The organism is Streptomyces sp. NPDC004266 (genome assembly GCF_042874095.1).
GTDB lineage: Bacteria > Actinomycetota > Actinomycetes > Streptomycetales > Streptomycetaceae > Streptomyces.
The window spans coordinates 206762-231233 of sequence record NZ_JBIAMM010000012.1; the positions used below are offsets into that span (position 1 = coordinate 206762).

A 24472-nucleotide genomic window follows, 5' to 3' on the forward strand; every position below is an offset into this window, starting at 1 on the left:
CGGGAGCGGCTCAGCGGTGCTGGAAGTGGACCTCCGGGTTCGCGGGCGTCGGGCCGTCGAGGACCGGGCGCGGGAGCCCGCGCAGGTGCTGGTCGAAGAAGGCCGCGACGTAGGTCCGGGTGACGGCGACGGCCCGGTCGGTGGGCAGTTCCGGCTGGGGGAGGCCGAAGTGACGTGCGATCACGGGGCCGTCGGAGAAGGTGAAGTGCTCGGATCCGGCGACCGTGATCCAGCGCTTCCAGCCGTCGAGCGCGGTCCACGCCCGGTCCCAGCTGGCGTCCTGCCCGCCGGGCAGGTGCGTGCCGTCGTGGGTCCCGAGCATCAGGAACGGGCGGCCCCGCAGGCCCTCCGCGGGGAGGTCCTCCCAGAAGGCGCCGTCCATGTTGATCCCGGCGTCGATGCGCGGGTCGGCCACCATGGCGGAGGCCGCGCTCGCCCCTCCGATGGAGTGCCCGGCCATGCCGACGCGGCGCGCGTCGATCACGTCGGCGTACCGCCAGACGGGCTTCGGCCCGGTCAGCCGGTCCAGGACGTACCGCATGTCGGCGGCGCGCGTGGAGGTGACGACGCTGCCGTGCACCCCGCCCTCGTCGAGGGCCGTGCAGGCGACGCAGGTGAGGGTGCGGCCGCCGGGAAGACTGATCCCGTACGACTCGTAGGCGTGGTCGACGGAGGCCACGACGTAACCCCGCGAGGCGAGGTCCTCGGCGAGATGGGTGAGCGTCCAGCGGGAGACGCCGAAGCCCGGCGAGAGCAGCACCAGGGGGTGCCGGCCGGGCGCGGGCCCGACGCCGGTCCTGTTGTGGGTGCGGGTGCGGGCGAGCACGTCGCCGGAGACGCCGGGCCCGAGCTGCTCGGCGAGCAGCCGCGCCTCCTCCTGCGTGGCGTACGGGGCGGGGCGGCCGCCGCCGGGGTGGGCGGCCGGGTAGTGCAGCGTGACCATGAGCGCCCGGCCGTCGGCGGTGGGCACCCAGGGGTCGGTACGGGAGCGGTCGACGAGCGGCAGGACCGTGCTGCCGACCGCGTACGGTCCGGTGGGCGCCGGCAGCACGGCGGCCCGGGCCGCCTGTGCCGTACCGGCGACGGCCGGAGCATCGGTCGCCGGTCCTGCCGCCGTGGCGACGCCGGCGGGTAAGGCGAGGGAGCAGAGGAGAACGGCGACCGCGGCCGCCCTGGTGAAACGGATCATGCGGGCACGCTAGGCGCCGGCGCCGGGACCCCGCGTCCGCCCCCGGGCTGATCCGAGGTCAGCCCGGGGACGGACGCGGGATCCGGCCCGAGGGGGAGCGGAGGGCGGGGCCGGGAGCAGGACGGGGCGTCCGGCGGGGACGGGCCGGGACCGGCGGGCCGCCGCCCCGTCCTCCCTCCTCGTCCCTGCACCGACGCGCCTCCCCTCCCCTCCCCGCTCCTCCCCGCTTCCGCGCCGACCCGACTCCCCTCCCTCGCCGCCGTCCTGACGTCCCGTCGGTCGGGACGGCCTTGACAGCGCGGAAGGCGGCCTGCCTAAGGTGAGGCCTCCCCGTCCACGCACCCGGACGGGACCATGACCGGGGGGGAGGCGCACGTGCTCGCAGCGATCGCCGTGGCGCACGTCCCCGCCCTTTCCCGTGCCCTCCTGGTCTGCCGTCGGCACGTCGACTTCTGCCGTACCTCCTCGGCCATCTGTCCTTCCCCTCGCGCCTGACCCCGCCCCGCGTGGGTCCGCGCGTCCCGTGACGTCCCGTCGCCCGGCCCCGTGCAGCCGTGCTCCGCACCGCTGCCGTGCCGTGGCGCGTCCCTGTCGTTCGGAAGGACCCCCATGCCCCGCCCCGCCCTGCGCCTGGCCGTCGAGATCGACGGCGACGGTGCCCATCCCGCCGCGTGGCGCCGTGCCGCCCACTCCCCCGACGAGCTGCTGACCCCGCGCCGGCTCGCCCGGGTCGCGGCCGTCGCCGAGAACGCCGGATTCACCCTGGTCACCCTGGAGGACTCGATCCTGCCGCCCGGCGCCGGGGACGGCTCCGGCCCCGTGGGCCGGATCGGCGCGGTGGAGCGGGCCGCGTTCGTGGCCGCGTCGACGAGCGTCCTCGGTGTGGCGCCGGTCGTGGCGACCACGTACGCAGAGCCGTTCCACGTCTCCTCGCAGCTCGCCTCGCTCGACCACGTCTCGGCGGGCCGGGCCGGGTGGGTGGTGGGGGCCGAGGAGGATCCGGCCGCCGCGCGTGCCTGGGGGCGGCCGGTCGTCGAGGGTGCCGACGCCCGCGCCCGTGAGGCGCACGACGGCCTCCGGGTCGTACGGGACCTGTGGGACTCGTGGGAGGACGACGCGGTGATCCGGTCGGTGGCCACCAGCCGCTACCTGGACCGGTCGCGGCTCCACGCCATCGACTTCACGGGAGAGACGTACTCCGTGAAGGGCCCGTCGATCGTGCCGCGGCCGCCGCAGGGCCGTCCCGTGGTCCTCGCCCGCCCGGGTCTCGTACCGGCCGGTCTCGCCGACGTGGCCCTCGTCGGCGGGGCGACGCCGGCCGAGGCGGGCGGGGCGGCCCTCGCCGCGGGCACGCCGCTCGCCTTCGCCGAACTGGAGGTCGCCCTCGACACCCCGGGCGAGACGGCCCGGGAGCGGATCGCCGACCTGGAGCGGCACTCCCCCTGGGAGGCCGGCCCGGACCGGCTGCGCTACGCCGGTCCCGCGGCCGGTCTCGTGGACCTCCTGGCCGAGCTCGGCGGCCACGTCGACGGGGTGCGGCTGCGGCCGCTCGTCCTCGACGAGGACCTGGCGGTGCTCTCCCGTCTCGTCCTGCCCGAGCTGTTCGTGCGGCGGATCGCCGCACGCCCGCTGCCGGGCACCACCCTGCGCACCGCCCTGGGGCTCCCCCGGCCCCTCAGCCGCTTCACGACCGACGGGGCCGCCGCGCCCGTCCGGGAGGAGACCCGATGACCCGCGCCGATGCGAACGACGTCCCGCGCCCGGACGCCCGGCTGCACTTCGGGGTGTTCTTCCAGGGCGTCAACCACTGGACGATCTGGTCGGACCCGTCCAGCGGCTCCCAGATCGATCCGGCGTCCTTCCTGCGGGTGGCCAGGACCGCCGAGCGCGGACTCTTCGACGCGTTCTTCCTCGGGGACGGCCTGCGGCTGCGCGAGTCGGGGGGAGGCATCCACGAGCTGGACGTCGCCGGCCGCCCGGACTCGATCACCCAGCTGTCGGCGCTCGCCGCCGCGACCGAGCGGATCGGTCTGGTCTCCACGTCCAACACGACCTTCAACGAGCCCGGCGACCTCGCCCGGCGGCTCGCGGGGCTCGATCTGCTCTCCGGCGGCCGGGCCGGCTGGAACGTGGTGACCACGCACAACGCCTGGACCGGCGAGAACTTCCGGCGGGGCGGCTTCCTCGACCACGCCGACCGCTACCGGCGCGCCGAGGAGTTCCTCTCCGTGGCGCGCGCCGTGTGGAACGGCTGGGCGGAGGGCGCGGTCGCCGGGTCCGCCGAGGCCCGGTCCTGGTCGGTGCCGGGGGCGGTGGGACGCGTACGGTCGCGGACCGACCACTTCGACGTCGATCTGGCGCCGACGCTGCCGCGCAGCGCGCAGGGCCATCCGGTGATCTTCCAGGCGGGCGATTCCGGCGAGGGGCGGGACTTCGCGGCCCGCAACGCGGACGTGATCTTCTCCGCGCACGGTACGGACTTCGACGACGCCCTGGCCTTCGCCGAGGACGTCCGTGGCCGGCTGCGGGCGGCCGGGCGGCCGGAGGACGCCCTGCGGATCCTGCCGGGCACGGAGATCGTCATCGGGGCCACCGAGAAGGAGGCGGAGGAGAAGGCCCGATGGGTCCGACTCGAACAGGTCACGCCCGCCGTCGCGCTGGGCATCGCGAGCCGGCTGTGGGGCTTCGACCTGTCCGGACGGGACGCGGACGGGCCGCTGCCCTCCGAGGATCCGGTGGTCGCCGAGTACGACGGGAAGTTCGGCACCCGTCAGCTGGGCGAGACCCTGGACACGGTGGCCGAGTGGCGGGCGAAGGCCGACGCCAACGGCTGGTCGCTGCGCGAGACGGTCATCGAGCTCGGTCCGCAGCGCGGTCATGTCGGCACCCCCGCCGGGCTCGCGGAGAAGTTCGCCCGGTTCGCCCGGTACGGCGCCGTCGACGGCTTCAACATCTCGCCGTACCTGGTGCCGGACGGACTCGACGACATCGTGGAGCTGCTCGTGCCGGAGCTCCAGGAGCGGGGCGTGTACCGGACGGCGTACACGGGGACGACGCTGCGGGAGCATCTGGGGCTCGCGCCGGCGGTGTGACACCGCGCCGTGGGCGCCCGGGGAGCCGGGCACCCACGGCGCGGCCTCCGGTGTCAGCCCAGCGGCAGTTCGAGGAAGGCCGGCGCACCCTCCGGGGAGCTGAGGACCGTCTGCGTCCAGGTCACGGAGGCGTCCCCGTACAGCGGGTCCTTGCTGTCGACGACCAGCATCAGCCGGTGTCCCGGGGCGATGTCGTACGCGGCGGCCTGGAGCCGCCAGGTCACGGTGCGGTCCTGGTCGGGCGTCAGCCCGTACACGTTGAGCGGCTCGTGGGTGACGATCCGGGCCGTGCCGTCCTCGGCGACGTCGAAGAGATGGGCGACGAGACCGGCCGAGCCGGCCGTTGAGCGGACCGTGAGGCGCAGCCGCGGGGCGCCCCGGACGCGGCGGCCGGTCGCGCCGTCGCCCGTCAGGGGGGTGAGCGGTGCGGTGGTCCAGACGACGGCGTGCCTGCGGTCGATCTTGCGGGTCTCGTAGGTCTTGGGATTGCCGGCGCGTTCCGCCTGGCCGGTCCTCATGAGGCCGTCCATGACGGTGGCCTCGGTGTCCACTCCCGCGAGGAAGGCACGGCGCCAGCCGGTGACCTCCGAGGGGGCCGTCGTCTCGCCCGCGGGGAGGAGCCGTCCGTCGGCGCCGCCCGCGCCGTCGCCGGTGAGTCCGAAGACCTCGACGCCGGTGGTGACCCGGCTCCAGTCGGCGCGGCTCTCCCGGAAGGCCTCTTCGACGACGCGGTTCTCTCCGGTCGGCTCGCCGGTGCCGGGGTCGAGGACGGGTTCGGTGACGTAGGTGAACATCACCTGGCTGCAGACCTGTTCCCACTCCTCGACGCCGTTGCGTTCGCCCTTGAGGTGGTGGTCGAGCCAGGCGTACGCCTCGGCCAGCGGGAGGTTCGCCCCGCCGGGCTCCGTGCCGACGAGTCCCGGGCCCTCGGGGGCGGCGTGGTCGCCGATCCAGAGGTTGAGCCGCTTGGGCACCTCGAGGCCCTCGAAGGTCTCCAGGAGCTGGTTGACGGCGAAGAGGCCCTCGTGCCAGGTGTTCGAGAAGAAGGTGGGGGTCTCGTTCTCGTTGGTGAGGTGGAGGTACGACTCGGGGGCGCGCAGCCGGCCCCACTCGACGATCCGGTCGAGGTTCCGGTCGGCGAGGAAGTCGGCCAGGATCTCCTGGTTCGCCTGGTCGAACTTGGTCTCCACCGGGCCGCCGGTGAGCGCGAGGAGGGCCTTCACGGCCGCGAGGTGGCGGGTGCCGTGGTCGTAGAGGCTGGTGGCGAGGTTCCCCCAGGTGCTGAGGGCGACGACGGCGGTGACGCGGTCGTCGTGGGCGGCGACGAGCTGGCTGATGCCGGAGCCGTAGGACTCGCCGAGGAAGCCGATCGCGCTCGGGGCGAGGTGGTCGACCGCGAAGTCGACGACGGCCGAGCCGTCGGCCCAGTCGTGGGGCCCTGCGATGTCGACGAGGCCTTCGGAGGTGGAGGGCAGTCCGGGGACGCCGAGGCCGCGGGGCGTGTAGGCGAGGACGTGGTAGCCCCTGAGGGCGAGGTCGAGGTAGGACCAGAGGAACAGCGGCCAGCCGTAGGGGGTCCAGCCGGCCGGGACGACGACGAGCGGGTGGGGGCCGGGGGCCGACTGCCGGAGGCTGAGGGCGGAGAGGCGGATGCCGTCCGTGGCCTCGATGCGGTGGTACGCGGGCAGGGCCAGGCCCCGCACCTCCTCGACGCGCGCGGCGAGTCGGGCGGGGAGCAGGGCCCGGGGGGCGTCGCCGCCTCCGTCCAGGAGGGCGGTGGCGAGGGTCCGGCCGAGGCGGACGACGTCGGGGTCGACGGTGCCGTCGGCGGCCCAGAGGCCGCGGCCGGCGAGGCGGGAGGCCTCGGCGGCGGTGAGGCCCGTCGTGGTGCCCGGGAAGCCGGGGAACTCTTCGGACGATCCGTTGGCGAAGGGGTTGTCCTGGGGCACGGGCACCCGTTTCCTCTCGACTGGGCTGCTGGCGGTCCGCTCTGCGGACGGTCGCAAGCCTCACGTACCGGGAACGGAGCGACCAGAGCGCACGAACGGCGCACGGGACGCGCAACCGGGCGTCAACGACACAAGCCGCCCCGGGCATGACGTTTGGGGGGGGACGCGGGGGCGGCGCCCGGGGTGTCCGGCCCGATCGGCAGGACGTCCCGGGGCCCGTCCGGCGGATCGGGGCCCGCCGGACGTCGCGGCCCGGGCGGGGCTTTCCGGACGTTCCTCAGGGGGTTTCGTGCGGGCGCACCACCAGGACGGCGGCCACGTCGTCGTCGAGGCCGTCCGCCCCGTAGGCGGCGAGGTCCCGGTGGAGGAGCGCGGGCAGCTCCGCGGCCGGTTCCCGGGCCCAGCCCCGCAGGCGCAGCTCCAGCGGGTAGAAGGTGCCGGCCCGGTCGCGGGTCTCGCTGACCCCGTCGGTGTAGAGGAGCAGCCGGTCCCCCGGCCCGAAGGGCACCTCCTCGATCCGGTGGTGGCTGTCGGCGAGACCGGCGAGGTTGACGGGCAGCGAGGGGTCGGCGAAGTGCACGGGCTCGACGCCGGTCGCCCGCTGGAGCAGCGGGGCGGGATGGCCGCAGCTGAGGAGCCGTGCGACGTCACGGCCGTCGGGGAGCTCCACCAGGACGACGGTGGCGAAGCGTTCGGCGGCGTCGGAGTCCGGGTCCCAGGCGCCGTAGCGGGCGAGGCCCTCGTCGAGCCGGTCCGCGAGGTCCGCCAGGTCGCGGGCCTCGTTGACGGCGGCGCGGAAGGAGCCGAGCAGGACGGAGGCGGTCTCGACGGCGCCGAGGCCCTTCCCCTGGACGTCGCCGAGCATGACGCGCACCGCGCCGGGGATCCTGACGGCCTCGTAGAAGTCGCCGCCGATCCTCGCCTTGGCCGCGGCCGCGACGTACAGCAGGTGCAGATCGAAGCGGCCGAGGCGCTCGGGCAGCGGGCGCAGGACGACCCGCTGGACGACCTCGGCGACGGCGGTCACCTCCCGCAGGTCCCGCTCGTAGCGGGACCTGACCCGGCTCACCCAGGCCGCGACGGCGGTCGCCACCGCGAGCACCGTCTCGCTGGCGAGGAGCTCGCCGGCGGACGCCGCCTCCCGGGTCGGGTCGAGGAGCACACGGACGGCCATGGCCAGCAGTCCGATGCCGACGGTCCCGCGCACGCTCCAGGTGACGGCGGCGAGCGCGGGCGCGGCGACGAGGAGCCGGTCGAAGTGCTCCCGGTCGGGGGTGAGCAGCTCGGCGACGACCGTCAGGACCAGGACCAGGAAGGGCAGCGCGCGACCGAGGTTGAACTGGGTGCGCGCCGCCGCGCCGGGGGGACGGCGGTGACCGACTGCGGACATCTCATGATCGTACGCAGGCCCGTCCGCCGGGCCGGGGTGTCGTCGGGTCCGGGCGTGTCCTCCCGCGGTCGGCCCGGCCGGGCAGGGCCAGGGCGGCCGGGACGGCGAGCGCGGCGATCGCCGCCAGGGCCGGGAGCGCGGCCCCCCGGACCGGTACGAAGCCGCCGTCGGGGACCAGGGCGAGGAGGAGGGTCGCGGTGGCGACGCCGAGTGCCGGGCCGACGTTCATCACGGTCTGCTGGAGGCCGCCGGCGACCCCGGCGTGGGCCGCGGGGGCGCGGTGTACGACGACGGAGGTCGCGGTGACCATGAGCGTCACGAACCCGGCGCCGAGAAGCGCGGAGGCGACGCCGACGGGGGCCGCGCCGGCGGTCGCGTCGAGCCGGGAGAGCAGGAGGACCCCGAGCGTGAGCAGCCCGGCCCCGGCGGTGGCGGTGCGCCGGGGGCCGAAGCGGCGCTGGAGCGGCGGGCAGAGCGGCGCGCCGAGGACCATGAGGACGGCGAGGGGCAGGACGCGCAGCGCGCAGTCGAGGGGGTCGAGCCCCTGGACGTCCTGGAGGAAGTACGTCGCCACGAAGAGCGCGCCGGAGAGGGCCGCGGAGGCCGCGAGGAGCACGGCGAGCCCCGCGACGACCGGCACGCTCCGGAGCAGCGCCGGGGGCAGCAACGGGTCCGCGGCGCGCCGCTCGTGCCGCGCGAAGGCCACCCCTGCGCCGAGGGCCGCGCTCCAGGCGAGGACGGCGGCACCGATGCCGCCGGGCCGGGACGCCTCGTCGAGCCCCTGGACGAGCAGCCCGAGCGCGGCGGCGAGCAGGAGGGCCCCGAGCGGATCGAGCGCGCCGGGGCCGGCTGCCCGGTGGCCGGGGGAATCCGTGGGCAGGCGGCCCGGGGAGGACGAAGCACCGAGTGGACCGGCCGCGGCAGGGCCGGTAACCCGGTGGCCGGGGGAATCCGTGGGCAGGCGGCCCGGGGAGGACGAAGCACCGAGTGGACCGGCCGCGGCAGGGCCGGTGACCCGGTGGCCGGGGGAATCCGTGGGCAGGCGGCCCGGGGAGGGCGGGGCGCCGAGCGGGTCGGGGCGCCTGTTGTCAGGGGAGTCCGGTCGTCTGCGGTTCGGTGCGGTCAGGGCGAGCAGGCCGATGGCGAGGGTCGGGGGGACGCCGAGGAGGAAGACCGCGCGCCAGCCGTACGAGGAGACCAGCACGCCGCCGACGAGGGGACCGGTCGCGGCGGCGAGGCCGATGGCGGCGGTGCGCACGGCGATCGGGGTCGACAGCCGCTCGGGCGGGAAGGCGGTGCGCAGCATGCCGAGGGTGGCGGGCTGGAGGAGCGCCCCGCAGACGCCCTGGAGCACGCGGAGCGCGATCACCGTGCCGATGCCGGGGGCCAGGGCGATTCCGGTGGAGGCGGCGGCGAAGCCGAGGGCGCCGACGGCGAAGACCCGGTGGTGGCCGTACCGGTCGCCGAGGCGGCCCGCGAGGACGAGGAGGCTCGCGACGGCGACGAGGTAGCCGGTGCTGGTCCACTGCACCTGGCCGACCTCGGCGCCCAGGTCGCGCTGGAGGGCGGGTTGGGCGATGGTCAGGACCGTGCCGTCGAGGGCGACGACGGCGGCGCCGACGACGCTGCAGGCGAGGGTGCGGTTCACGGGGCGGGCTCCACGGGGCCGAGATGGGCGTCGAGCGCGGCGGCCAGCAGGGGCCCCGGGTCGTCGCCGCCGGTGGCGAGGCGGAGGCTGCCCCAGTGCCAGAGCTGGGCGAGGCCGTGCAGGTTGGCCCAGAGGGCGCCGGCGAGGAGGGCGGGGTCGGCCGCCGGACGGACGCGGGCGACGAGCCCGGTGAGGTGGGCGAAGAGCGGCAGGCTGGTCTCGCGCAGCCCGAGCCGTCCGCTCTCGAGCAGGTCGTGCCGGAACATCAGCTCGTACATGCCGCGCCGGGCGTCGGCGTAGTCGAGGTAGACACGGGCGAGCGCCCCGACGCGTTCGCGGGCCGTGGCCCCTTCGGGGTCCTCCTGGGCGACGCGGGCGGCCAGTTCGGCGAAGCCCTGGCGGGCGATGGCGGAGAGCAGTTCCAGGTGGGTGGGGAAGTACCGCCGCGGGGCTCCGTGGGAGACGCCGGCGCGACGGGCGATCTCGCGGAGCGAGAGGGCCTGGGTGCCCTCGGCGTTCACCAGCTCGACGCCGACCCTGACGAGCCGGTCGCGGAGGCCGTCCTCATGCTCTTTCAGTGACATGGACACTGTCTACCAAGATCGGGTAGACAGTGTCTACCCACCCTCGCGCCCTCATCCGTTACACTGGGCGACAGCGAAGGGGAGTAGCCCTGCGAACCGGTCGTCGACACACTGGAGCCTTCGGGTTCCCGGTGACCGGGTCCGCGGATCACGCGGACGGGCGAGACCTTCGGCCAGGCAACAGCCGCGTCCGCGTTCCCGTGGGCGTGGTCCGTCATGCCGGGCCGAGTGGTCCTCCCGTCGCCCACCGAGGTGTCGTGCGGAGCCGCGGGGCCCGGACCGAGCAGAGAGCCCCGGTATGCACCTCGACCCCTTGGCGATCCTCACCGCCTTCGGGCTGATCTTCCTCGCCGAGCTTCCCGACAAGACGATGTTTGCGTCCCTCGCCATGGGCACGCGCATGCGTCCGCTGTACGTGTGGATCGGCACCTCCACCGCCTTCCTCGCCCACGTCGCCATCGCGGTGGGCGCCGGCAGCCTGCTCGGGCTGCTTCCGGGCTGGACCGTCAAACTGGTCTCGGCCCTGATGTTCGGCTTCGGCGCCTTCATGCTGCTGCGCGGCGGGGGCGAGGACGACGACGCCGACGAGGGCGGCCGGACCGTCAGCGGCTTCTGGCCCGTCTTCTCGACCGCGTTCACGGCCGTCTTCATCAGCGAGTGGGGCGACCTGACCCAGATCACCACCGCGAACCTGGCCGCCACCAACGGCACCTGGTCGACGGCGATCGGTTCGTTCGCCGCCCTGACGACGGTCTCCGCCCTCGCCCTGGTCGCCGGCCGCTTCATCGCCAAGCGCGTCCCCCTCAAGACCGTGCAGCGGATCGGCGGCGTCTGCATGGCGGGGCTCGCGATCTGGTCGCTGACCGAGGTCTTCACCGGCTGAGCGCGCCCCGGCTCCGGCGCACGCCCCTTCCCGCTCGGGAAGGGGCGTGCGCCGTTGCGCGTCGGCTGGGAGCATGCACCCCATGGCCACCACCTCCGAACCGGCCGACCGCCTCACGGCGTTCGGGAACCAACTGGTCGACGTGCACCTCTGGCTCCGCGAGGAACTCGCCCGCCTCCGCGAGGAACTGGACTCCTTCCTCTCCGGCGGCACCCGCCCCCGCGATCTGCGGGCACACTGCCTCGCCTTCTGCTCCGCGCTCACCCGCCACCACACCGCCGAGGACCGGGGCGTCTTCCCCGTCCTCGCCGAGGCGTACCCGGAGCTGCGGCCCGTGCTCGACGAACTGGCCCGCGACCACGTGCAGGTGGAGGAGATCCTGGTCCGCCTCCAGGACCTCCTCGACACCCTCCCGGCCGAGCCGACGAGCGCCCCGGACCCGGCGGAGGCACGACGGGTCCGCGGCGAGCTGGACGGTCTCGTGGCGCTCGTGGAATCGCACTTCACGTACGAGGAGAAGAAGCTCGTCACCGCCCTCGCCGAGCTCGACACCCCGCTGCCGGACGACTTCGCGCTCCGCGACCTGACCGGTCACTGACGACCGGGACTCCGCGTCCCTGGAACACCCTTGCCCGGCCTCTTGATGAAGCAATGAATCACTGCTTCACTCCTTCCATGCCCTACCGACGCACCCCCGCCGTCCAGGCCCGGCTCGACGCCCAGCGCGCGTCGGTCGTCGACGCGGCCCTCAAGCTGCTCGCCGAGCAGGGGTACGCGGGCTGCACGATGGCCGCCGTCGCCGCGCGCGCCGGAATCGCCACCGGCAGCGTCTACCGCCACTTCCCGAGCAAGGCCGAGCTCGCCGTCGAACTGTTCAGGACGGTGGTGGGCCGGGAAGTGGCGGCCGTCTCCGAGGCGGCCGGGCACCCCGGACACGGTTCGGCGGCCGAGCGGGTGGTCGCCGTGATCGAGACCTTCGCCCAGCGGGCCCTGAAGTCGCCGCGCCTCGCCTACGCGCTCCTCGCCGAACCGGTCGACCCGGCCGTGGACGCGGAGCGGCTCGTCTTCCGGCGCGCGTTCCGGGACGTGTTCGCCGCGCGCGTCCAGGAGGGCGTGCGCTCGGGCGAGCTGCCGCCCCAGGACCCGGTCCTGACGGCCTCGGCGCTGGTCGGGGCGGGCGCCGAGGCGCTCGTCGGGCCGCTGGCGGAGGGGTCCGTCGGGCCCGGGACCGTACCCGCACTCGTCACCTTCACCCTGCGAGCACTGGGAGTTCCCGATGCCGACCACGCATGAGGTCACCAACCAGGTACCGCCGCTGACCGGTCACGACGTCTCCGCCGACCCCGCGCTCCTGGAGGCGCTGCGCCGGGAGGGCGCGGGCTGGGCCGAGGCCGAGGTCCGTGAGCTCGGGGCGAAGGCGGGGGGCGAGGAGGCCCAGGAGTGGGGTCGGCTCGCCGAGCGCCACTCCCCCGTGCTGCACACCCACGACCGGTACGGCCACCGCGTCGACGAGGTCGAGTTCCATCCGCACTGGCACCAGCTGATGGACGTGGCCGTGCGGCACGGGCTGGGCGCCGCCCCCTGGCGCGACGAGCGGCCGGGCGCGCACGTGGCGCGCGCGGCCAAGGTGTTCGTGTGGGGGCAGGCCGACGCGGGACACCTGTGCCCGGTCTCCATGACGTACGCGGCGGTGCCCGCGCTGCGCGTCCAGCCCGAGCTCGCCGAGGTCTACGAGCCGCTGCTCACCTCCTCCGCGTACGACTTCGGGCTGCGGGTGCCGACGGAGAAGCGCGGGATCATCGCCGGGATGTCGATGACCGAGAAGCAGGGCGGTTCGGACGTCCGGGCGAACACGACCCGTGCCGTGCCGACGGGAGAGCCCGGGCAGTACGCGCTGACCGGGCACAAGTGGTTCACCTCGGCGCCGATGTCGGACGTCTTCCTCACCCTGGCGCAGGCTCCCGGCGGCCTGTCCTGCTTCCTGGTGCCCCGGGTGCTGCCCGACGGCAGCCGCAACGCGATCCGGCTCCAGCGGCTCAAGGACAAGCTGGGCAACCGGTCCAACGCCTCCTCCGAGATCGAGTACGAGGGTGCCCTCGGCCGGCTCGTGGGCGAGGAGGGGCGCGGGGTGGCCACCATCATCCGGATGGTCAACATGACGCGGCTCGACTGCGCCATCAGCTCGGCCTCCGGCATGCGCCTCGGACTCGTGCAGGCCGTGCACCACGCCACGCACCGCACGGCGTTCGGAGCGCGCCTCGTGGACCAGCCGCTGATGCGGAACGTCCTCGCGGACCTGGCGGTGGAGGCGGAGGCCGCGACGGTCGCGTCGCTGCGGCTCGCCGGGGCGGTGGACCGGGCGGCCCGCGGTGACGCCGAGGAGGAGCAGCTGCGCCGGCTCGGTCTCGCGGTCACCAAGTACTGGGTGTGCAAGCGGGCCCCCGCACACGCGGCCGAGGCCCTCGAATGCCTCGGCGGCAACGGCTACGTCGAGGACTCGGGCCTGCCGAGGCTCTACCGGGAGTCGCCGCTGCCGTCGATCTGGGAGGGCTCCGGGAACGTCGCCGCGCTCGACGTGCTGCGGGCGATGTCCCGTCAGCCGGAGGCGGTGGAGGCGTACTTCGCGGAGGTCGACCGGGGCGCGGGCGCCGACCGGCGTCTCGACGCGGCGGTCGCGGGCCTCCGCAAGGACCTCGCGGGGCTCGGTGACCCGGACGCGGTGGCGTACGGGGCACGGCGCCTTGTCGAGCGGCTCGCCCTGGTCCTCCAGGGTTCCCTGCTCGTCCGGCACGGCCACCCGGCGGTCGCGGACGCGTTCTGCGCCTCCCGCCTCGACGGGGACCGGGGCCTCGCCTTCGGGACGCTGCCGGCGGGCGTGGACACGGCGGCCATCATCGCGCGGAGCGGCCCGGACGCGGTGAGCACACCGGCCTGACCGGTGCCTCGGCCGGCCCGCCCAGGGCCACACCGGCCCGACCGGCGCCGCGGCCGACCCGACCGGCGCCGCGCCGGCCGCGGCCCGGGACTGACGGCTCGCGCGGTCACGGGCCGGGCCCGCCCGGTCCGTGCCTCGTGCCGGGGCCTCCCGGATGGCAGGCTGGTGGCGCACGGTTCCCGGGCCGCGGCGCCGGCCGGTACGAGAGGGAGTCCCCGTTGGGCAGCGAGGCGATCCACGACGAACTGGACGGGCGGGCGGCCGGGGTGGCCGGTCGGGTGGTGGCCTGGAGGCGCCGTCTGCACCGGCATCCGGAGCTGTCCAACCGGGAGGTGAACACGGCCCGCCTGGTGGCGGACCACCTGCGCGCCCTGGGCCTCGACGAGGTCCGTACGGGCATCGCGGGCCACGGGGTCGTGGGCGTCCTGCGCGGGGCGGCGCCGGACGGCGGACGGGTCGTGGCGCTGCGGGCGGACATGGACGCGCTGCCGGTGAGGGACCTGTGCGGGGCGGACTTCGCCTCCGAGGTGGTGGACGCCGACTACCCGGGCGGTCCGTTCCCCGTGTCGCACGCGTGCGGGCACGACTGCCACACGGCGATGCTGATGGGTGCGGCGACGGTGCTCGCGGGTGTCCGGGAGCGGCTTCCCGGCACGGTCCTCTTCGTGTTCCAGCCCGCCGAGGAGGGTCCTCCGGTGACGGAGGAGGGCGGGGCGCGGGCGATGGTCGAGGCGGGTGCCTTCGCCGGCCCGGTGCCGACGATGGCCTTCGGCATGCACGTGACGCCGTATCCGAAGGGGTACGTGGGGTACAGGATCGGGAACCAGTACGGGGCGTCCACCCTGGTCCGCATCGTCGTCACCGGAAAGCAGGTGCACGGCTCCACGCCCTGGGAGGGTGTCGACCCGATGCCGGCGGCCGGGGCGGTCCTGACGGGCATCGGCCAGCTCTACCGGCAGGTCTCGGCCTTCGACGCGGTGACGGTGACGATCGGGCACGTCGAGGACGTGGGCCGCTTCAACGTCATCGGCCAGACCGTGACCCTGTGGGGCACGGTCCGCTGTGCCGTGGAGTCCGACATGGCGGAGGTCCAGCGCCGTCTGACGACGCTGGCCGAGCACTCCGCGGCGGCGTACGGAGCGACGGCCACGGTGGAGTACCTGCAGTCCGTGCCGCCCGTGCACAACAGCGGGCCGTGGGTGGAGGCCGGGTTGCCGACCCTCCGCCGGGTGGCCGGCGGAGGACGCGTGCGGGAGACGGGGGCGACGCTCGGGTACGACGACGTCTCCGAGCTCATCGGCCGCTTCGGCGGCCTGTACGTGATGCTCGGCGTCCAGGACGCCACGCTGGACGCCTCCGGCAGACCGGTGCCGGTGGAGGGCGGGCGCGGACTGGTCACCAACCACAACCCGCACTTCTACGCGGACGACGACACCCTCGTCACCGGCGTACGCCTCCACGCGCACGTGGCGTACGACCATCTGGCGGGCGCCCTGGTCCCGTGATCAGGCGTGCGGGCGGGGCTTGCGGAGGGCGCCGAGGTAGACGCCGGCGAGGATCAGGGGGGTGCCCATGAGCAGGGACGCGGTGAGGGGTTCGTCGTCGAGCCAGGCAGAGAGGACGAGCGTCACGACGGGAATGACGACGAAGACGTACGCCGCCCGTGAGGCGCTCCAGCGGTGCACGACGAAGAGGAACAGCACGAACGTGAGGACGGAGCCGGCGACCACGAGGTAGGCGAGCGCCCACCAGGTCGCCGCCCGGTCCGGCAGGTGCCGGGTGTCGCCGGCGGCGAGGGAGCCGGCGAGGAGGAGGACGGACGCGGCGCCCATGCCGACGGCGTTCATCGTCACCGGATGCAGCCGCGGGAGACGGCGGACGAGCACCGTGGCCTGCGCGAAGGACAGCATGCCGCCGAGCAGGGCGAGGAAGGACGGCGCGGGGACGGACCCGCTCGGGGTGGCTCCGGAGACGAGGGCGACCCCCGCGGCGGCCAGGACCGTTCCGAGGGCCGCGGCGGGCCGGAACCGTTCGAGGCCCTGGGAGACCGCGAGCAGCAGGGTGGCGAGCGGGACGAGCGCGAGGATCGTCTGGCCGATTCCGGCGTGCAGGCGGACGAGGGCGTAGTACACGAGGGCGGACGTGACGCCGAAGTTCAGCGCCCCGAACAGGACGGCGCCGCGCAGCGCCCTCCCGCGCGGGAGGGAGAGCCTCAGGACGGCCATGAGGACGAACAGGACGATCGACGCGGCACCGAACCGCAGCGCGGCTCCCCACAGCGGGTCGAGTTCGCGGTTGCTGAAGCGGACGCCGACCGCGTTGCCCCCGGCGAGGAGCGCGGCGACCGCGAACGCCGCGAGGGTGGCCTGGTCGGTGGTGGTGCGTCGCACCGGTTCACGGTAAGCGGCGGGGGTGCCGGAGCCGGCCGGGGACACGGCTCCCCGGGTCCGTCACAGGGTGACGGCGGCGACGAAGGCACGGAGGAGGGCGGACTCGGCGGCGGTCGGCCACACCAGTCCGTACTCCATGGGCGGGCCGTCGCGCAGGGGGACGTAGGCGATGCCGGGGCGCGGGTGGTACCGGGCACCGCGCGCCGCGCCGGGGGACGCGCCCCGGCCCGCGGTCACGTGGGAGAGGACCTCCTGCCAGGTGGCGGCGGCCGGGCCCCGGCCGACGGGGGCTCCCGACGGGGTGCTGCGCGGGTAGTGGTGGTCGACCCAGTAGCGGGGGACAGTGCTGCCGGGGGCGATCAGGTCGAGGCCCGCGAGGTCCTCCGGGCCGAGGGACGCGCGGCCGGCCAGCGGGTGGCCGACCGGCAGGAGGAGCACCCGCTCGTCGGTGGCGACGACGGGGCCGGTGGTCAGGTCCGGCTCCCGCACGGGGAAGGCGGTGTACTGGATGTCCAGCGTCCCGTCCTGGAGGGCGCGGACTCCGCCATCGAGGGGGACCTCTCGGACGGTGATCTCGCAGCCCGGGTGGAGCGCGGCCACGGTCTCGGCGGCGGCGGTGAGCAGCTCGCCGCCCCAGGGGGTGCCGAAGCCGACGCGCAGCCTGCCGTGGACGCCGCGCCCGGCGGCGACGGCCCGTTCGAGAGCGGCCCGCATCTGCCGGTGGAGGGGCAGGAGGTCCTCGTACAGGGCGTGGCCGACGGGGGTGAGCCGGACGCTGCGGCTGGTGCGGGCGAAGAGCGGGGTGCCGACGCGGCGCTCCAGCTTCTTGACGGTCTGGCTGATCCGGCCGGTGGAGACGCCGAGGCGCTCGGCGGTGCGCCCGAAGTGGAGTTCCTCGGCGAGCGTGAGGAAGGCTTCCAGTTCGTACCGTTCGAGCACCGGCCCCACCCCTTGACGTCCGCCGATCGTTGAGTGTGGCTCAACGCCGGTTTCATGATGACACCTTGATCGGCCGGGGTGGCGGCCGGGAGCCTGGAGGCGTCCCCCCTCCCCCGTACGGAAGGGCCTCCGTGGTCCCACGCACCCCCGCCCCCGCCCCGCGCGTGAACGTCCTGCTCCTCGCCGTGGCGGGAGCGGTCACCGTCGCCAACATCTACTTCCCCCAGCCGCTGCTCGCCGCCGTGGCGCGTGGCCTGGACGTGTCGGAGCGGACGGCGGGGCTGCTCGCCTCGGCCGCCCAGATCGGGTACGCGCTCGGCATCCTGCTGCTCGTGCCGCTCGCCGACTCCGCGCGGCTGCGCCGCCTCACCTCGGTGCTGCTCGCCCTGACCAGCGCCGCCCTGCTCGGCGCGGCGGCGGCGCCCGACGTGGTCACCCTGGCGCTCGCGACCCTCGCGCTCTCCACCACGACGGTGCTGCCGCAGATCCTCACCCCGGTGGCGGCGGTGCTCGCCGGACCCGGACGGCAGGGCCGCGTCGTGGGTCTGGTGGGCCTGGGCCTGACGCTGGGCTCGACGCTCTCCCGTACGGTCTCGGGCGCCGTGGCCGACGCGAGCGGCAGCTGGCGGGTGGCCTACGCGGTGGCGGCCGTGGCGACGGCGGCGCTGCTCCTCGTCCTCCCCCGCCGGCTGCCCGAACGGCTGGGGTCGCGGGGAGGCGCCTCGTACGCCGGGCTCCTGGCCGGGCTCCCCCGGCTCCTGGCGGTCCACCGGGAGCTGCGGATCTCGGCGCTGCTCGGGGCGTGCGTCTTCGCGGCGTTCAGCGTCTTCTGGTCCGTCCTCGCCTTCCACCTGGCGGCCCCGCCGCTGGGGTACGGGCCGGGGGCTGCGGGCCTCTTCGGGGTGCTGACCCTGCCGGCGGCGCTGCTCTCGGCGGCGTCCGGACCGCTGGCCGACCGGTACGGGGCCACGGCGGTGAACGCCGGGGGGCTGGTGTGCGCGGGGCTCGGCCTCGCGGCGGCCGGGCTCGCCCCGTACTCCCCGGTGGCCCTGGTGGCCGGGGCGAACCTGCTGGTGGTCGGGGTCAGCTCGTGCCAGGTGGCCGCCCAGGCGCGGATCTTCGGGATCGGACGGGGGGTGGCGGCCCGGGTCAACACGGTCTTCATGCTGGCCACGTTCGGCGGCGGGGCCCTCGGCTCCCTCGCCGGGTCCTGGCTGTACGCGGCGCACGGTTGGCCGGCCGCGCTGCTCGCGGCGGGGGCGTGCGTCGCCGCCGGCGGGCTCGTGGTGGTCTCCGCGCGACCGGCGGTCCCGACTTGCGTCCCGGACGTCACACGGGAGGCTGGGGGTATCCGCCCGCGCATCCCGCAGGGAGAGTCATGATGCTGGACCTCACCGCCCTCGCCGACGAGCACCTCACCGCGGCCCGTACGGCGCCGCACGGGCGCAGCGCCCATCTGGTGATGCACGACGGGGTGCTGCGGCAGACCGTCATCGCCCTGACCTCGGGCACCTCCCTGGACGAGCACAACGCGCCGCCGGCCGCGAGCCTCCAGGTGCTGCGGGGCCGGGTGAGCCTGACGGCGGCCGGGCGGGCCGAGGAGCTGCGGGCCGGCACGCTGCGGATGATCCCGAAGGAGCGGCACGGGCTGACGGCGCTGGAGGACGCGGTGGTGCTCCTCACGGCCGTGAACGACTGAGGGACCGGCCCCGGTCGAATATTCGCTGCCCCGACGGCCGGTGGGCGGGCAGACTCGCCCCCATGGCGGACACGAGGGCGTTGACGGGCACGAGGGCGTTCCGGGACGAGGTGGGCCGCTGGGCGGCCGGCGGTTCCGACGGGGACACGGCGCGGGGCCTGGCCGTGGCCCTGGGGCTGCGCACGGCGGTGCTCCTGGAAGGGCCGAGCGACTTCGCGGCCGTCGAGACGCTGGCCGCGCGGCGCGGCCAGGACCTCGCCGCGGAAGGCGTGTGCGTGGTGTCCATGGGCGGGGCGATGAACATCGCCCGCTACGCCGAACTGCTCGGACCGCCCGGTCTCGGCCTGCGTCTGACGGGCCTGTGCGACGAGCGCGAGCGGGGCTTCTACGAGCGCGGTCTGCTGCGGGCCGGAGCCCCGCGCGAGGACTTCTTCGTCTGTGTGGCGGACCTGGAGGACGAGCTCATCCGGGCGCTGGGCCCGGCGAAGGTCGAGGAGATCATCCGGACGGAGGGCGATCTGCGCCCCTGGCAGACCTTCCTGACCCAGCCCGCCCAGCACGGCCGGCCCCGGCACCGGCAGCTGCGGCGCTTCCTCGGCACGAAGAAGGGTCGCAAGATCCGTTACGGCACCCTCCTGGTGGAGGCCCTGGACGCCGACCGGGTGCCGGCGCCGCTCGACGACCTCCTGAGGAGTCTGTGACCCTCCGGGTCGTGTCCGGAAAGTGCCGCCGGGCCCCGAGCCGGCCCGACCCCGCTCCCTCGGCGGCGGGTCAGTCGTCCGTCGTCACCAGGACGAGGGGCGTTCCCCCGCAGGGCAGCAGGCGCAGGCCGGCGGGGCGGTGTTCGGCCGGCGGGCCCGCGAGGACGGCGGCGAAGTCGGGGCCCCTGGTGAGGGATCCGGCGAGGTGGGCCGGGTCGGTGGAGGCGGCGACCCGGCCGCGCGCGTTGACGAGCCGGGCCGGTGCGGGCAGCCGTTGGAGCACGGGGAGGACGGCCGCTTCGAAGTGCCGCAGGTAGACGTCGGCGGCCGCCACGCCCACGAACCGGCCGCCGAGGGCGACCGGCGCGGAGAGCGTGAGGCTGTACTCGTCGGAGCACAGGTAGTCCACGTAGGGCCCGGCGACGGCCCGGCGCCCGGTCTCGCGGGGCAGCGTGTACCAGTCCCAGTGGGTGTAGTCGGAGTAGGCGGAGTGCTCCGGGTCGAGGTCGAGGAGGAGCGGCCGGACGGCTCCGTCGGGGCCGCGCTGCCACCATTCCAGCCAGCCCGGTACGTCGGTGAGGAGCCCGGGGGCGGCGACGAAGCCGACGCCCGAGACCAGCGGATGGGCCGCGAGCCGGGCGTGCAGTCCGGGTCGCAGTCCGGTCAGGTCGGCGGCGACGGGCGCGCGGTCCGCTCCGGTCGCCTCGGCGAGCAGGGCGCCCGTGTCGGCGACGGTCTCGGCGACGGCGGCGAAGACCTCTTCGAGGGTGTCCCGGACGCGGCCGATGACCGCGTCGACCGGGTCCGTGTCAGCGACGGCCCCCGCGGGGCCCGCGAGCCCGGTGCTCCTGCCCATGCGTGTCCTCCTCGGGACGAGGCTCGGTTGCGTGGCCGGGGGTGCCGAGGCGCAGCGCGATCAGCCGCCCCACCGACTCCCGTACACACGTCTCGGCGAGCGTTCTGGCCCGCTCGTCGGCCTCATCCTGCACGGCGGAGATCACGGCGCGGTGACGATCCGACACATTGCCGAGATGGACGGGGTCGTCGAGGACGAGGCAGAGGAGTGCGCCGAGGTCCGTCTGGAGGGCGATCTCCTCGCGGGTGAGGCGGGCGGACTGGGCGGCGGCGGCGAGTTCGACGTGGAAGCGGCCGTAGAGCCTGCTGCGGGTCGCCGGGTCTGCGGCGGCGGCGAGTTCCTCGACCGTACGGGTGAGGGGGCGCAGGTCTCCGGGCTGGGTGCGGCGGGCGGCGAGCAGTGCGGCGGCGCCGGAGACGGCGGCCCAGTGGTCGCCGAGGTCGCGGAGTTCCTCGGTGGACCAGTCGGCGAGGCGGGCGCGCAGCCGCTCCTCCGGCGGGCTGTCGGGCAGGGTGACGAAGCTGCCGCCGCCGCGGCCCCTGCGGGTGGTGACGAGGCCTTGCTGCCGCAGGGCCATGAGGGCTTCGCGCAGGGTGACGGTGGAGACGCCGAGCTGTCCGGCGAGTTCGGTCTCGCCGGGCAACTGCTCCCCGTCGGCGAGGAGTCCGAGCTCGATGGCGTCGCCGATGCGGCGGACGACGGTGTCGACCCGCGCCCGGGTGTCGACGGGGGTGAAGACGGCCCTGCGGGCCCCGCCGCTCCCGGCCGCGCCGCCTGCCTCGTCCGGCCTGCCGTTCGGTCTCACGGTTAACCACCTCGCGCGTCGAGCGTTGACTCAGGCTTTACCTTAAAGGGGTCTTGAGATTTGAACTATGACTTCATATGTTTACGCCCACGCCCGAGCAACGCTCCACCGCACCAGAAAGGTTCCCGCCCATGGAGGGAATGGCGATCCGGCTGACGGGACTGCGCAAGACCTACGGCCGGACCGAGGCCGTGGCCGGGGTGGACCTGGAGATCGCGGACGGCGAGTTCTTCTCGATGCTCGGTCCCTCCGGCTCCGGGAAGACGACCGTGCTGCGGATGATCGCCGGCTTCGAAGCACCGACCGCCGGGACCGTCGAGCTGGCCGGCCGCGACGTCACCCGGCTGGCCCCCTTCGAGCGGGACGTGCACACCGTCTTCCAGGACTACGCGCTCTTCCCGCACATGACGGTCGAACAGAACGTCGCCTACGGCCTCAAGGTCCGCGGCGTGCCCCGCGCCGAGCGCCTGGTGCGCGCCCGGGCCGCCCTCGCACAGGTCGGCCTCGACGGTCTCGGCAGGCGCCGGCCCGCCGAGCTCTCCGGCGGCCAGCGCCAGCGGGTCGCCCTGGCCCGCGCGCTCGTCGGCCGCCCCCGCGTGCTGCTGCTCGACGAACCCCTCGGCGCGCTCGACCTCAAGCTCCGCGAGCGGATGCAGGTCGAACTCAAGGAGATCCAGCGGGAGGTCGGCATCACCTTCGTCTTCGTCACCCACGACCAGGAGGAGGCCCTGACGATGAGCGACCGGATCGCCGTCTTCCACCAGGGCCGGATCGAACAGGTCGCCGCCCCCGCCGAGATCTACGAGCGCCCCGCGACCCCCTTCGTGGCCGGTTTCGTCGGCACCTCCAACCTGCTGACCGGGGAGACCGCCCGGCAGGTGGTCGGAACGGCGGGCACGTACAGCATCCGCCCGGAGAAGATCCGGCTCCTCCCCGACCACAAGGCGCCCGGCGACCTCGGGCACGCCACCGCGGTCGGCACGGTCGCGGAGGTCGTCTACCTCGGCGACTCCACCCGCTTCCTGATCGACCTCGACGGCGGAGGCCGGCTCACCGCCCTCCAGCAGAACCTGGAGACCTCCTCCGCCGACCTCGCCGCCTTCCGGGGCGCCCGGATCGGCCTCCAGTGGCACCCGGACCACGCCGTGCGCGTCCCCGAGAGCCCGTGAGCACGCCCCCTCCCCCTGCCTGCCGGCCGGTCCCGTGAACCCCCGCACCCCCCACGCCCCTCGTCCTTCGTCCCCTCACGCAACGGAGAACCACGTGCGCCCGCACCGCTCCCTCCTGACCGCAGCCGCCCTCTCCGGGCTGCTCCTCGTCACCGCCTGCGGATCGGCCGACCCGGCGGGGTCCGGGAAGTCCGGCGGCCTCAACCCGCCCGACCTGAAGGCGCCGACGGCGCTCGGCGAGGCCGAGGGCGAGGTCAACCTGATCGCCTGGGCCGGATACGTCGAGGACGGCTCGAACGACCCGAAGGTCGACTGGGTCAGCGCCTTCGAGAAGCAGACCGGCTGCCAGGTCAACGCCAAGACCGCCGCGACCTCCGACGAGATGGTCTCGCTGATGAAGACCGGCGCGTACGACGCCGTCTCCGCCTCCGGCGACGCCTCCCTCCGCCTGATCGCCTCCGGCGACGCCGCGCCCGTGAACACCTCGCTCGTCCCGAACTACGCCGACGTCTTCGCCGGGCTCAAGAACAAGGAGTGGAACTCCGTGAAGGGCGTCGCCTACGGCGTCCCGCACGGCCGGGGCGCCAACCTCCTCATGTACGACGCGGAGAAGGTGAAGCCCGCCCCCGACTCCTGGTCCGCCGTCTTCGACAAGGCCTCGGCGCACAGCGGCAAGGTCACCGCCTACGACTCCCCCATCTACCTCGCGGACGCCGCCCTCTACCTCAAGGCGACCAAGCCCGAGCTGGGCATCAAGAGCCCCTACGCCCTCGACAAGAAGCAGTTCGACGCCGCCGTGGCCCTGCTCAAGGAGCAGAACGCGCACATCGGGGAGTACTGGAGCGACTACCTCAAGGAGATCTCCGCCTTCAAGAGCGGCGACTCGGTCGTCGGCACCAGCTGGCAGGTGATCGCCAACCTCGCCAAGTCCGAGGGCGCGAAGATCGAGGCGGTCCTGCCGAAGGAGGGCTCCACCGGCTGGTCCGACACCTGGATGGTCTCCGCCAGGGCCAAGCACCCCACCTGCGCCTACAAGTGGCTCGACTGGATCGTCTCGCCGAAGACCAACGCGCAGGTCGCCGAGTACTTCGGGGAGGCCCCGGCCAACGCGAGGTCCTGCGCCGAGACCGCCGACAAGAACCACTGCGCCGTCTTCCACGCCACCGACGAGGCCTACTGGAAGCAGGTCCACTTCTGGACCACGCCCATCGAGCAGTGCCTGGACGGCCGGACGGACGTCCGCTGCGTGCCGTACGCCCAGTGGGTCCAGGCCTGGACCGAGATCAAGGGCTGACCCCGGCGCCATGACCGCACTCACCCCGGGGCTCTCCCCCGAGTCCGCGAAGCGAGCCGCCGGCCCCGGCAGAGGTGCCGTCCGGCGGCTCGCCGGGGCCCTGCACCGGCGGCCCCGGCTGCGCCTCGCCGCCCTGCTCACCGCCCCGCTGCTCTGGCTGGTCCTCGCCTACCTCGGCTCCCTCGCGGCCCTGTTCCTCTCCGCCTTCTGGTCGACCGACACCTTCACCTCCGAGGTCGTCCGGATCTGGACCTCGCAGAACTTCGAGGAACTCGTCGGCTCCCCCGTCTACCGCACGGTCGCCCTGCGCACCATCGGCGTCGCCCTGGCCGTGACCGCGCTCTGCGCCGTCATCGCCTTCCCCCTCGCCTTCTACACGGCACGCGTCGCGCACCCGCGCCGCCGCCCGCTGTTCGTGGTCGCGCTGCTCATGCCGCTGTGGGCCGGCTACCTCGTGAAGGTGTACGCGTGGCGGCTCATCCTCTCCGAAGGGGGGCCGCTCGACTGGGCGCTGCGGCCGTTCGGCCTGAGCGGACCGGGATACGGGCTCACGGCGACGGTGCTCGTCCTGACGTACCTCTGGCTGCCGTACATGGCGCTGCCGATCCACACCGCGCTCGCCCAGCTCCCCGACAACCTCCTGAACGCCTCGGCGGACCTCGGGGCGAGGACCTGGCGGACCTTCGTCTCGGTGGTGCTGCCCCTGGTGTGGCCGGCGGTGGTCGCGGGGTCCGTCTTCACCTTCTCCCTGAGCCTCGGCGACTACATCACCGTGCAGATCGTCGGCGGCAAGACCCAGCTGATCGGCAACCTCGTCTACTCCAACGTCACCCTGAACCTGCCGCTGGCGGCCGCGCTCGGCACCGTGCCGGTCGCCGTCATCGTGGTGTACCTCCTCGCGGTGCGGCGCTCCGGTGCGCTGCGCAGCCTGTGAACGGCCGGAAGGACC

The 24472-nt window shown here is 74.7% G+C and carries 22 protein-coding genes; 13 read left to right on the forward strand and 9 right to left on the reverse strand.

What is annotated here, in order from left to right; genetic code table 11:
- Positions 1 to 10: 10 nt before the first annotated feature.
- On the reverse strand, positions 11 to 1189 hold the full coding sequence (locus tag ACFYUZ_RS27375) for an alpha/beta hydrolase family protein (protein ID WP_389313531.1): 1179 nt from the start codon (positions 1187 to 1189) through the stop codon (positions 11 to 13).
- A 609-nt stretch (positions 1190 to 1798) separates the two neighbouring features.
- Here ACFYUZ_RS27375 and ACFYUZ_RS27380 point away from each other — a divergent pair.
- Together ACFYUZ_RS27380 and ACFYUZ_RS27385 are read left to right on the forward strand one after the other, a co-directional pair.
- A complete protein-coding gene (locus tag ACFYUZ_RS27380) occupies positions 1799 to 2920 on the forward strand; it encodes an LLM class flavin-dependent oxidoreductase (RefSeq protein ID WP_389313533.1) in 1122 nt (373 codons plus the stop codon).
- Complete coding sequence (locus ACFYUZ_RS27385; protein WP_389313535.1) at positions 2917 to 4281, forward strand: NtaA/DmoA family FMN-dependent monooxygenase; 1365 nt, start codon at positions 2917 to 2919, stop codon at positions 4279 to 4281. The genes ACFYUZ_RS27380 and ACFYUZ_RS27385 overlap by 4 nt, the downstream gene beginning before the upstream one ends.
- A gap of 53 nt (positions 4282 to 4334) precedes the next feature.
- Here ACFYUZ_RS27385 and ACFYUZ_RS27390 read toward each other — a convergent pair whose 3' ends face one another.
- The 4 genes from ACFYUZ_RS27390 to ACFYUZ_RS27405 form a co-directional block, all read right to left on the reverse strand.
- On the reverse strand, positions 4335 to 6230 hold the full coding sequence (locus ACFYUZ_RS27390; RefSeq protein ID WP_389313537.1) for a CocE/NonD family hydrolase C-terminal non-catalytic domain-containing protein: 1896 nt from the start codon (positions 6228 to 6230) through the stop codon (positions 4335 to 4337).
- A 277-nt stretch (positions 6231 to 6507) separates the two neighbouring features.
- The gene (locus tag ACFYUZ_RS27395; protein ID WP_389313539.1) at positions 6508 to 7620 is read right to left on the reverse strand and encodes a PP2C family protein-serine/threonine phosphatase; all 1113 of its coding nucleotides are present in this window, start codon (positions 7618 to 7620) and stop codon (positions 6508 to 6510) included.
- Position 7621: 1 nt separating this feature from the next.
- Positions 7622 to 9268, reverse strand: a complete 1647-nt coding sequence (locus ACFYUZ_RS27400; RefSeq protein WP_389313541.1) for an MFS transporter — start codon at positions 9266 to 9268, stop codon at positions 7622 to 7624.
- On the reverse strand, positions 9265 to 9852 hold the full coding sequence (locus ACFYUZ_RS27405; protein WP_389313543.1) for a TetR/AcrR family transcriptional regulator: 588 nt from the start codon (positions 9850 to 9852) through the stop codon (positions 9265 to 9267). The genes ACFYUZ_RS27400 and ACFYUZ_RS27405 overlap by 4 nt, the downstream gene beginning before the upstream one ends.
- Positions 9853 to 10150: 298 nt before the next feature.
- On the opposite strand from ACFYUZ_RS27405, the gene ACFYUZ_RS27410 reads away from it, so the two are divergent.
- The 5 genes from ACFYUZ_RS27410 to ACFYUZ_RS27430 all read left to right on the forward strand — a co-directional run bounded on the left by ACFYUZ_RS27410 (position 10151) and on the right by ACFYUZ_RS27430 (position 15175).
- The gene (locus ACFYUZ_RS27410; protein ID WP_389313545.1) at positions 10151 to 10735 is read left to right on the forward strand and encodes a TMEM165/GDT1 family protein; all 585 of its coding nucleotides are present in this window, start codon (positions 10151 to 10153) and stop codon (positions 10733 to 10735) included.
- An 82-nt stretch (positions 10736 to 10817) separates the two neighbouring features.
- Positions 10818 to 11333, forward strand: coding sequence for a hemerythrin domain-containing protein (locus ACFYUZ_RS27415; protein ID WP_389313547.1), 516 nt, complete (start codon positions 10818 to 10820; stop codon positions 11331 to 11333).
- A gap of 77 nt (positions 11334 to 11410) precedes the next feature.
- Positions 11411 to 12028 (forward strand): TetR/AcrR family transcriptional regulator, encoded by a 618-nt coding sequence (locus ACFYUZ_RS27420; RefSeq protein WP_389313549.1) that lies wholly within the window; start codon positions 11411 to 11413, stop codon positions 12026 to 12028.
- A complete protein-coding gene (locus ACFYUZ_RS27425; RefSeq protein WP_389313551.1) occupies positions 12012 to 13670 on the forward strand; it encodes an acyl-CoA dehydrogenase family protein in 1659 nt (552 codons plus the stop codon). Before ACFYUZ_RS27420 ends, ACFYUZ_RS27425 begins: the two co-directional genes overlap by 17 nt.
- A 218-nt stretch (positions 13671 to 13888) precedes the next feature.
- On the forward strand, positions 13889 to 15175 hold the full coding sequence (locus tag ACFYUZ_RS27430) for a M20 family metallopeptidase (protein WP_389313553.1): 1287 nt from the start codon (positions 13889 to 13891) through the stop codon (positions 15173 to 15175).
- Here ACFYUZ_RS27430 and ACFYUZ_RS27435 read toward each other — a convergent pair whose 3' ends face one another.
- A complete protein-coding gene (locus tag ACFYUZ_RS27435; RefSeq protein WP_389313555.1) occupies positions 15176 to 16060 on the reverse strand; it encodes a DMT family transporter in 885 nt (294 codons plus the stop codon).
- Positions 16061 to 16120: 60 nt separating this feature from the next.
- A complete protein-coding gene (locus ACFYUZ_RS27440; RefSeq protein ID WP_389313557.1) occupies positions 16121 to 16999 on the reverse strand; it encodes a LysR family transcriptional regulator in 879 nt (292 codons plus the stop codon).
- Between the two features lie 131 nt (positions 17000 to 17130).
- On the opposite strand from ACFYUZ_RS27440, the gene ACFYUZ_RS27445 reads away from it, so the two are divergent.
- From ACFYUZ_RS27445 to ACFYUZ_RS27455, 3 genes are all read left to right on the forward strand, one after another.
- Positions 17131 to 18381 (forward strand): MFS transporter, encoded by a 1251-nt coding sequence (locus tag ACFYUZ_RS27445; RefSeq protein ID WP_389313558.1) that lies wholly within the window; start codon positions 17131 to 17133, stop codon positions 18379 to 18381.
- Positions 18381 to 18698 (forward strand): cupin, encoded by a 318-nt coding sequence (locus ACFYUZ_RS27450; RefSeq protein ID WP_093878045.1) that lies wholly within the window; start codon positions 18381 to 18383, stop codon positions 18696 to 18698. The genes ACFYUZ_RS27445 and ACFYUZ_RS27450 overlap by 1 nt, the downstream gene beginning before the upstream one ends.
- Before the next feature lie 62 nt (positions 18699 to 18760).
- Positions 18761 to 19399 (forward strand): TOPRIM nucleotidyl transferase/hydrolase domain-containing protein, encoded by a 639-nt coding sequence (locus ACFYUZ_RS27455; protein WP_389313560.1) that lies wholly within the window; start codon positions 18761 to 18763, stop codon positions 19397 to 19399.
- A 70-nt stretch (positions 19400 to 19469) separates the two neighbouring features.
- On the opposite strand, the gene ACFYUZ_RS27460 is transcribed toward ACFYUZ_RS27455, so the two are convergent.
- Together ACFYUZ_RS27460 and ACFYUZ_RS27465 are read right to left on the reverse strand one after the other, a co-directional pair.
- Complete coding sequence (locus ACFYUZ_RS27460) at positions 19470 to 20255, reverse strand: cache domain-containing protein (protein WP_389313562.1); 786 nt, start codon at positions 20253 to 20255, stop codon at positions 19470 to 19472.
- Positions 20209 to 21060, reverse strand: a complete 852-nt coding sequence (locus ACFYUZ_RS27465; protein ID WP_389313564.1) for a FadR/GntR family transcriptional regulator — start codon at positions 21058 to 21060, stop codon at positions 20209 to 20211. Before ACFYUZ_RS27465 ends, ACFYUZ_RS27460 begins: the two co-directional genes overlap by 47 nt.
- Positions 21061 to 21191: 131 nt before the next feature.
- Between ACFYUZ_RS27465 and ACFYUZ_RS27470 the strand changes: the two genes are divergently transcribed.
- The 3 genes from ACFYUZ_RS27470 to ACFYUZ_RS27480 all read left to right on the forward strand — a co-directional run bounded on the left by ACFYUZ_RS27470 (position 21192) and on the right by ACFYUZ_RS27480 (position 24457).
- Positions 21192 to 22229, forward strand: coding sequence for an ABC transporter ATP-binding protein (locus ACFYUZ_RS27470; protein ID WP_389313566.1), 1038 nt, complete (start codon positions 21192 to 21194; stop codon positions 22227 to 22229).
- A gap of 94 nt (positions 22230 to 22323) precedes the next feature.
- Positions 22324 to 23523: an ABC transporter substrate-binding protein gene (locus ACFYUZ_RS27475; protein ID WP_389313568.1), complete on the forward strand. Its 1200-nt coding sequence runs from the start codon at positions 22324 to 22326 to the stop codon at positions 23521 to 23523.
- A gap of 10 nt (positions 23524 to 23533) precedes the next feature.
- Complete coding sequence (locus tag ACFYUZ_RS27480; protein ID WP_389313570.1) at positions 23534 to 24457, forward strand: ABC transporter permease; 924 nt, start codon at positions 23534 to 23536, stop codon at positions 24455 to 24457.
- The last annotated feature ends 15 nt before the right edge of the window (positions 24458 to 24472 follow it).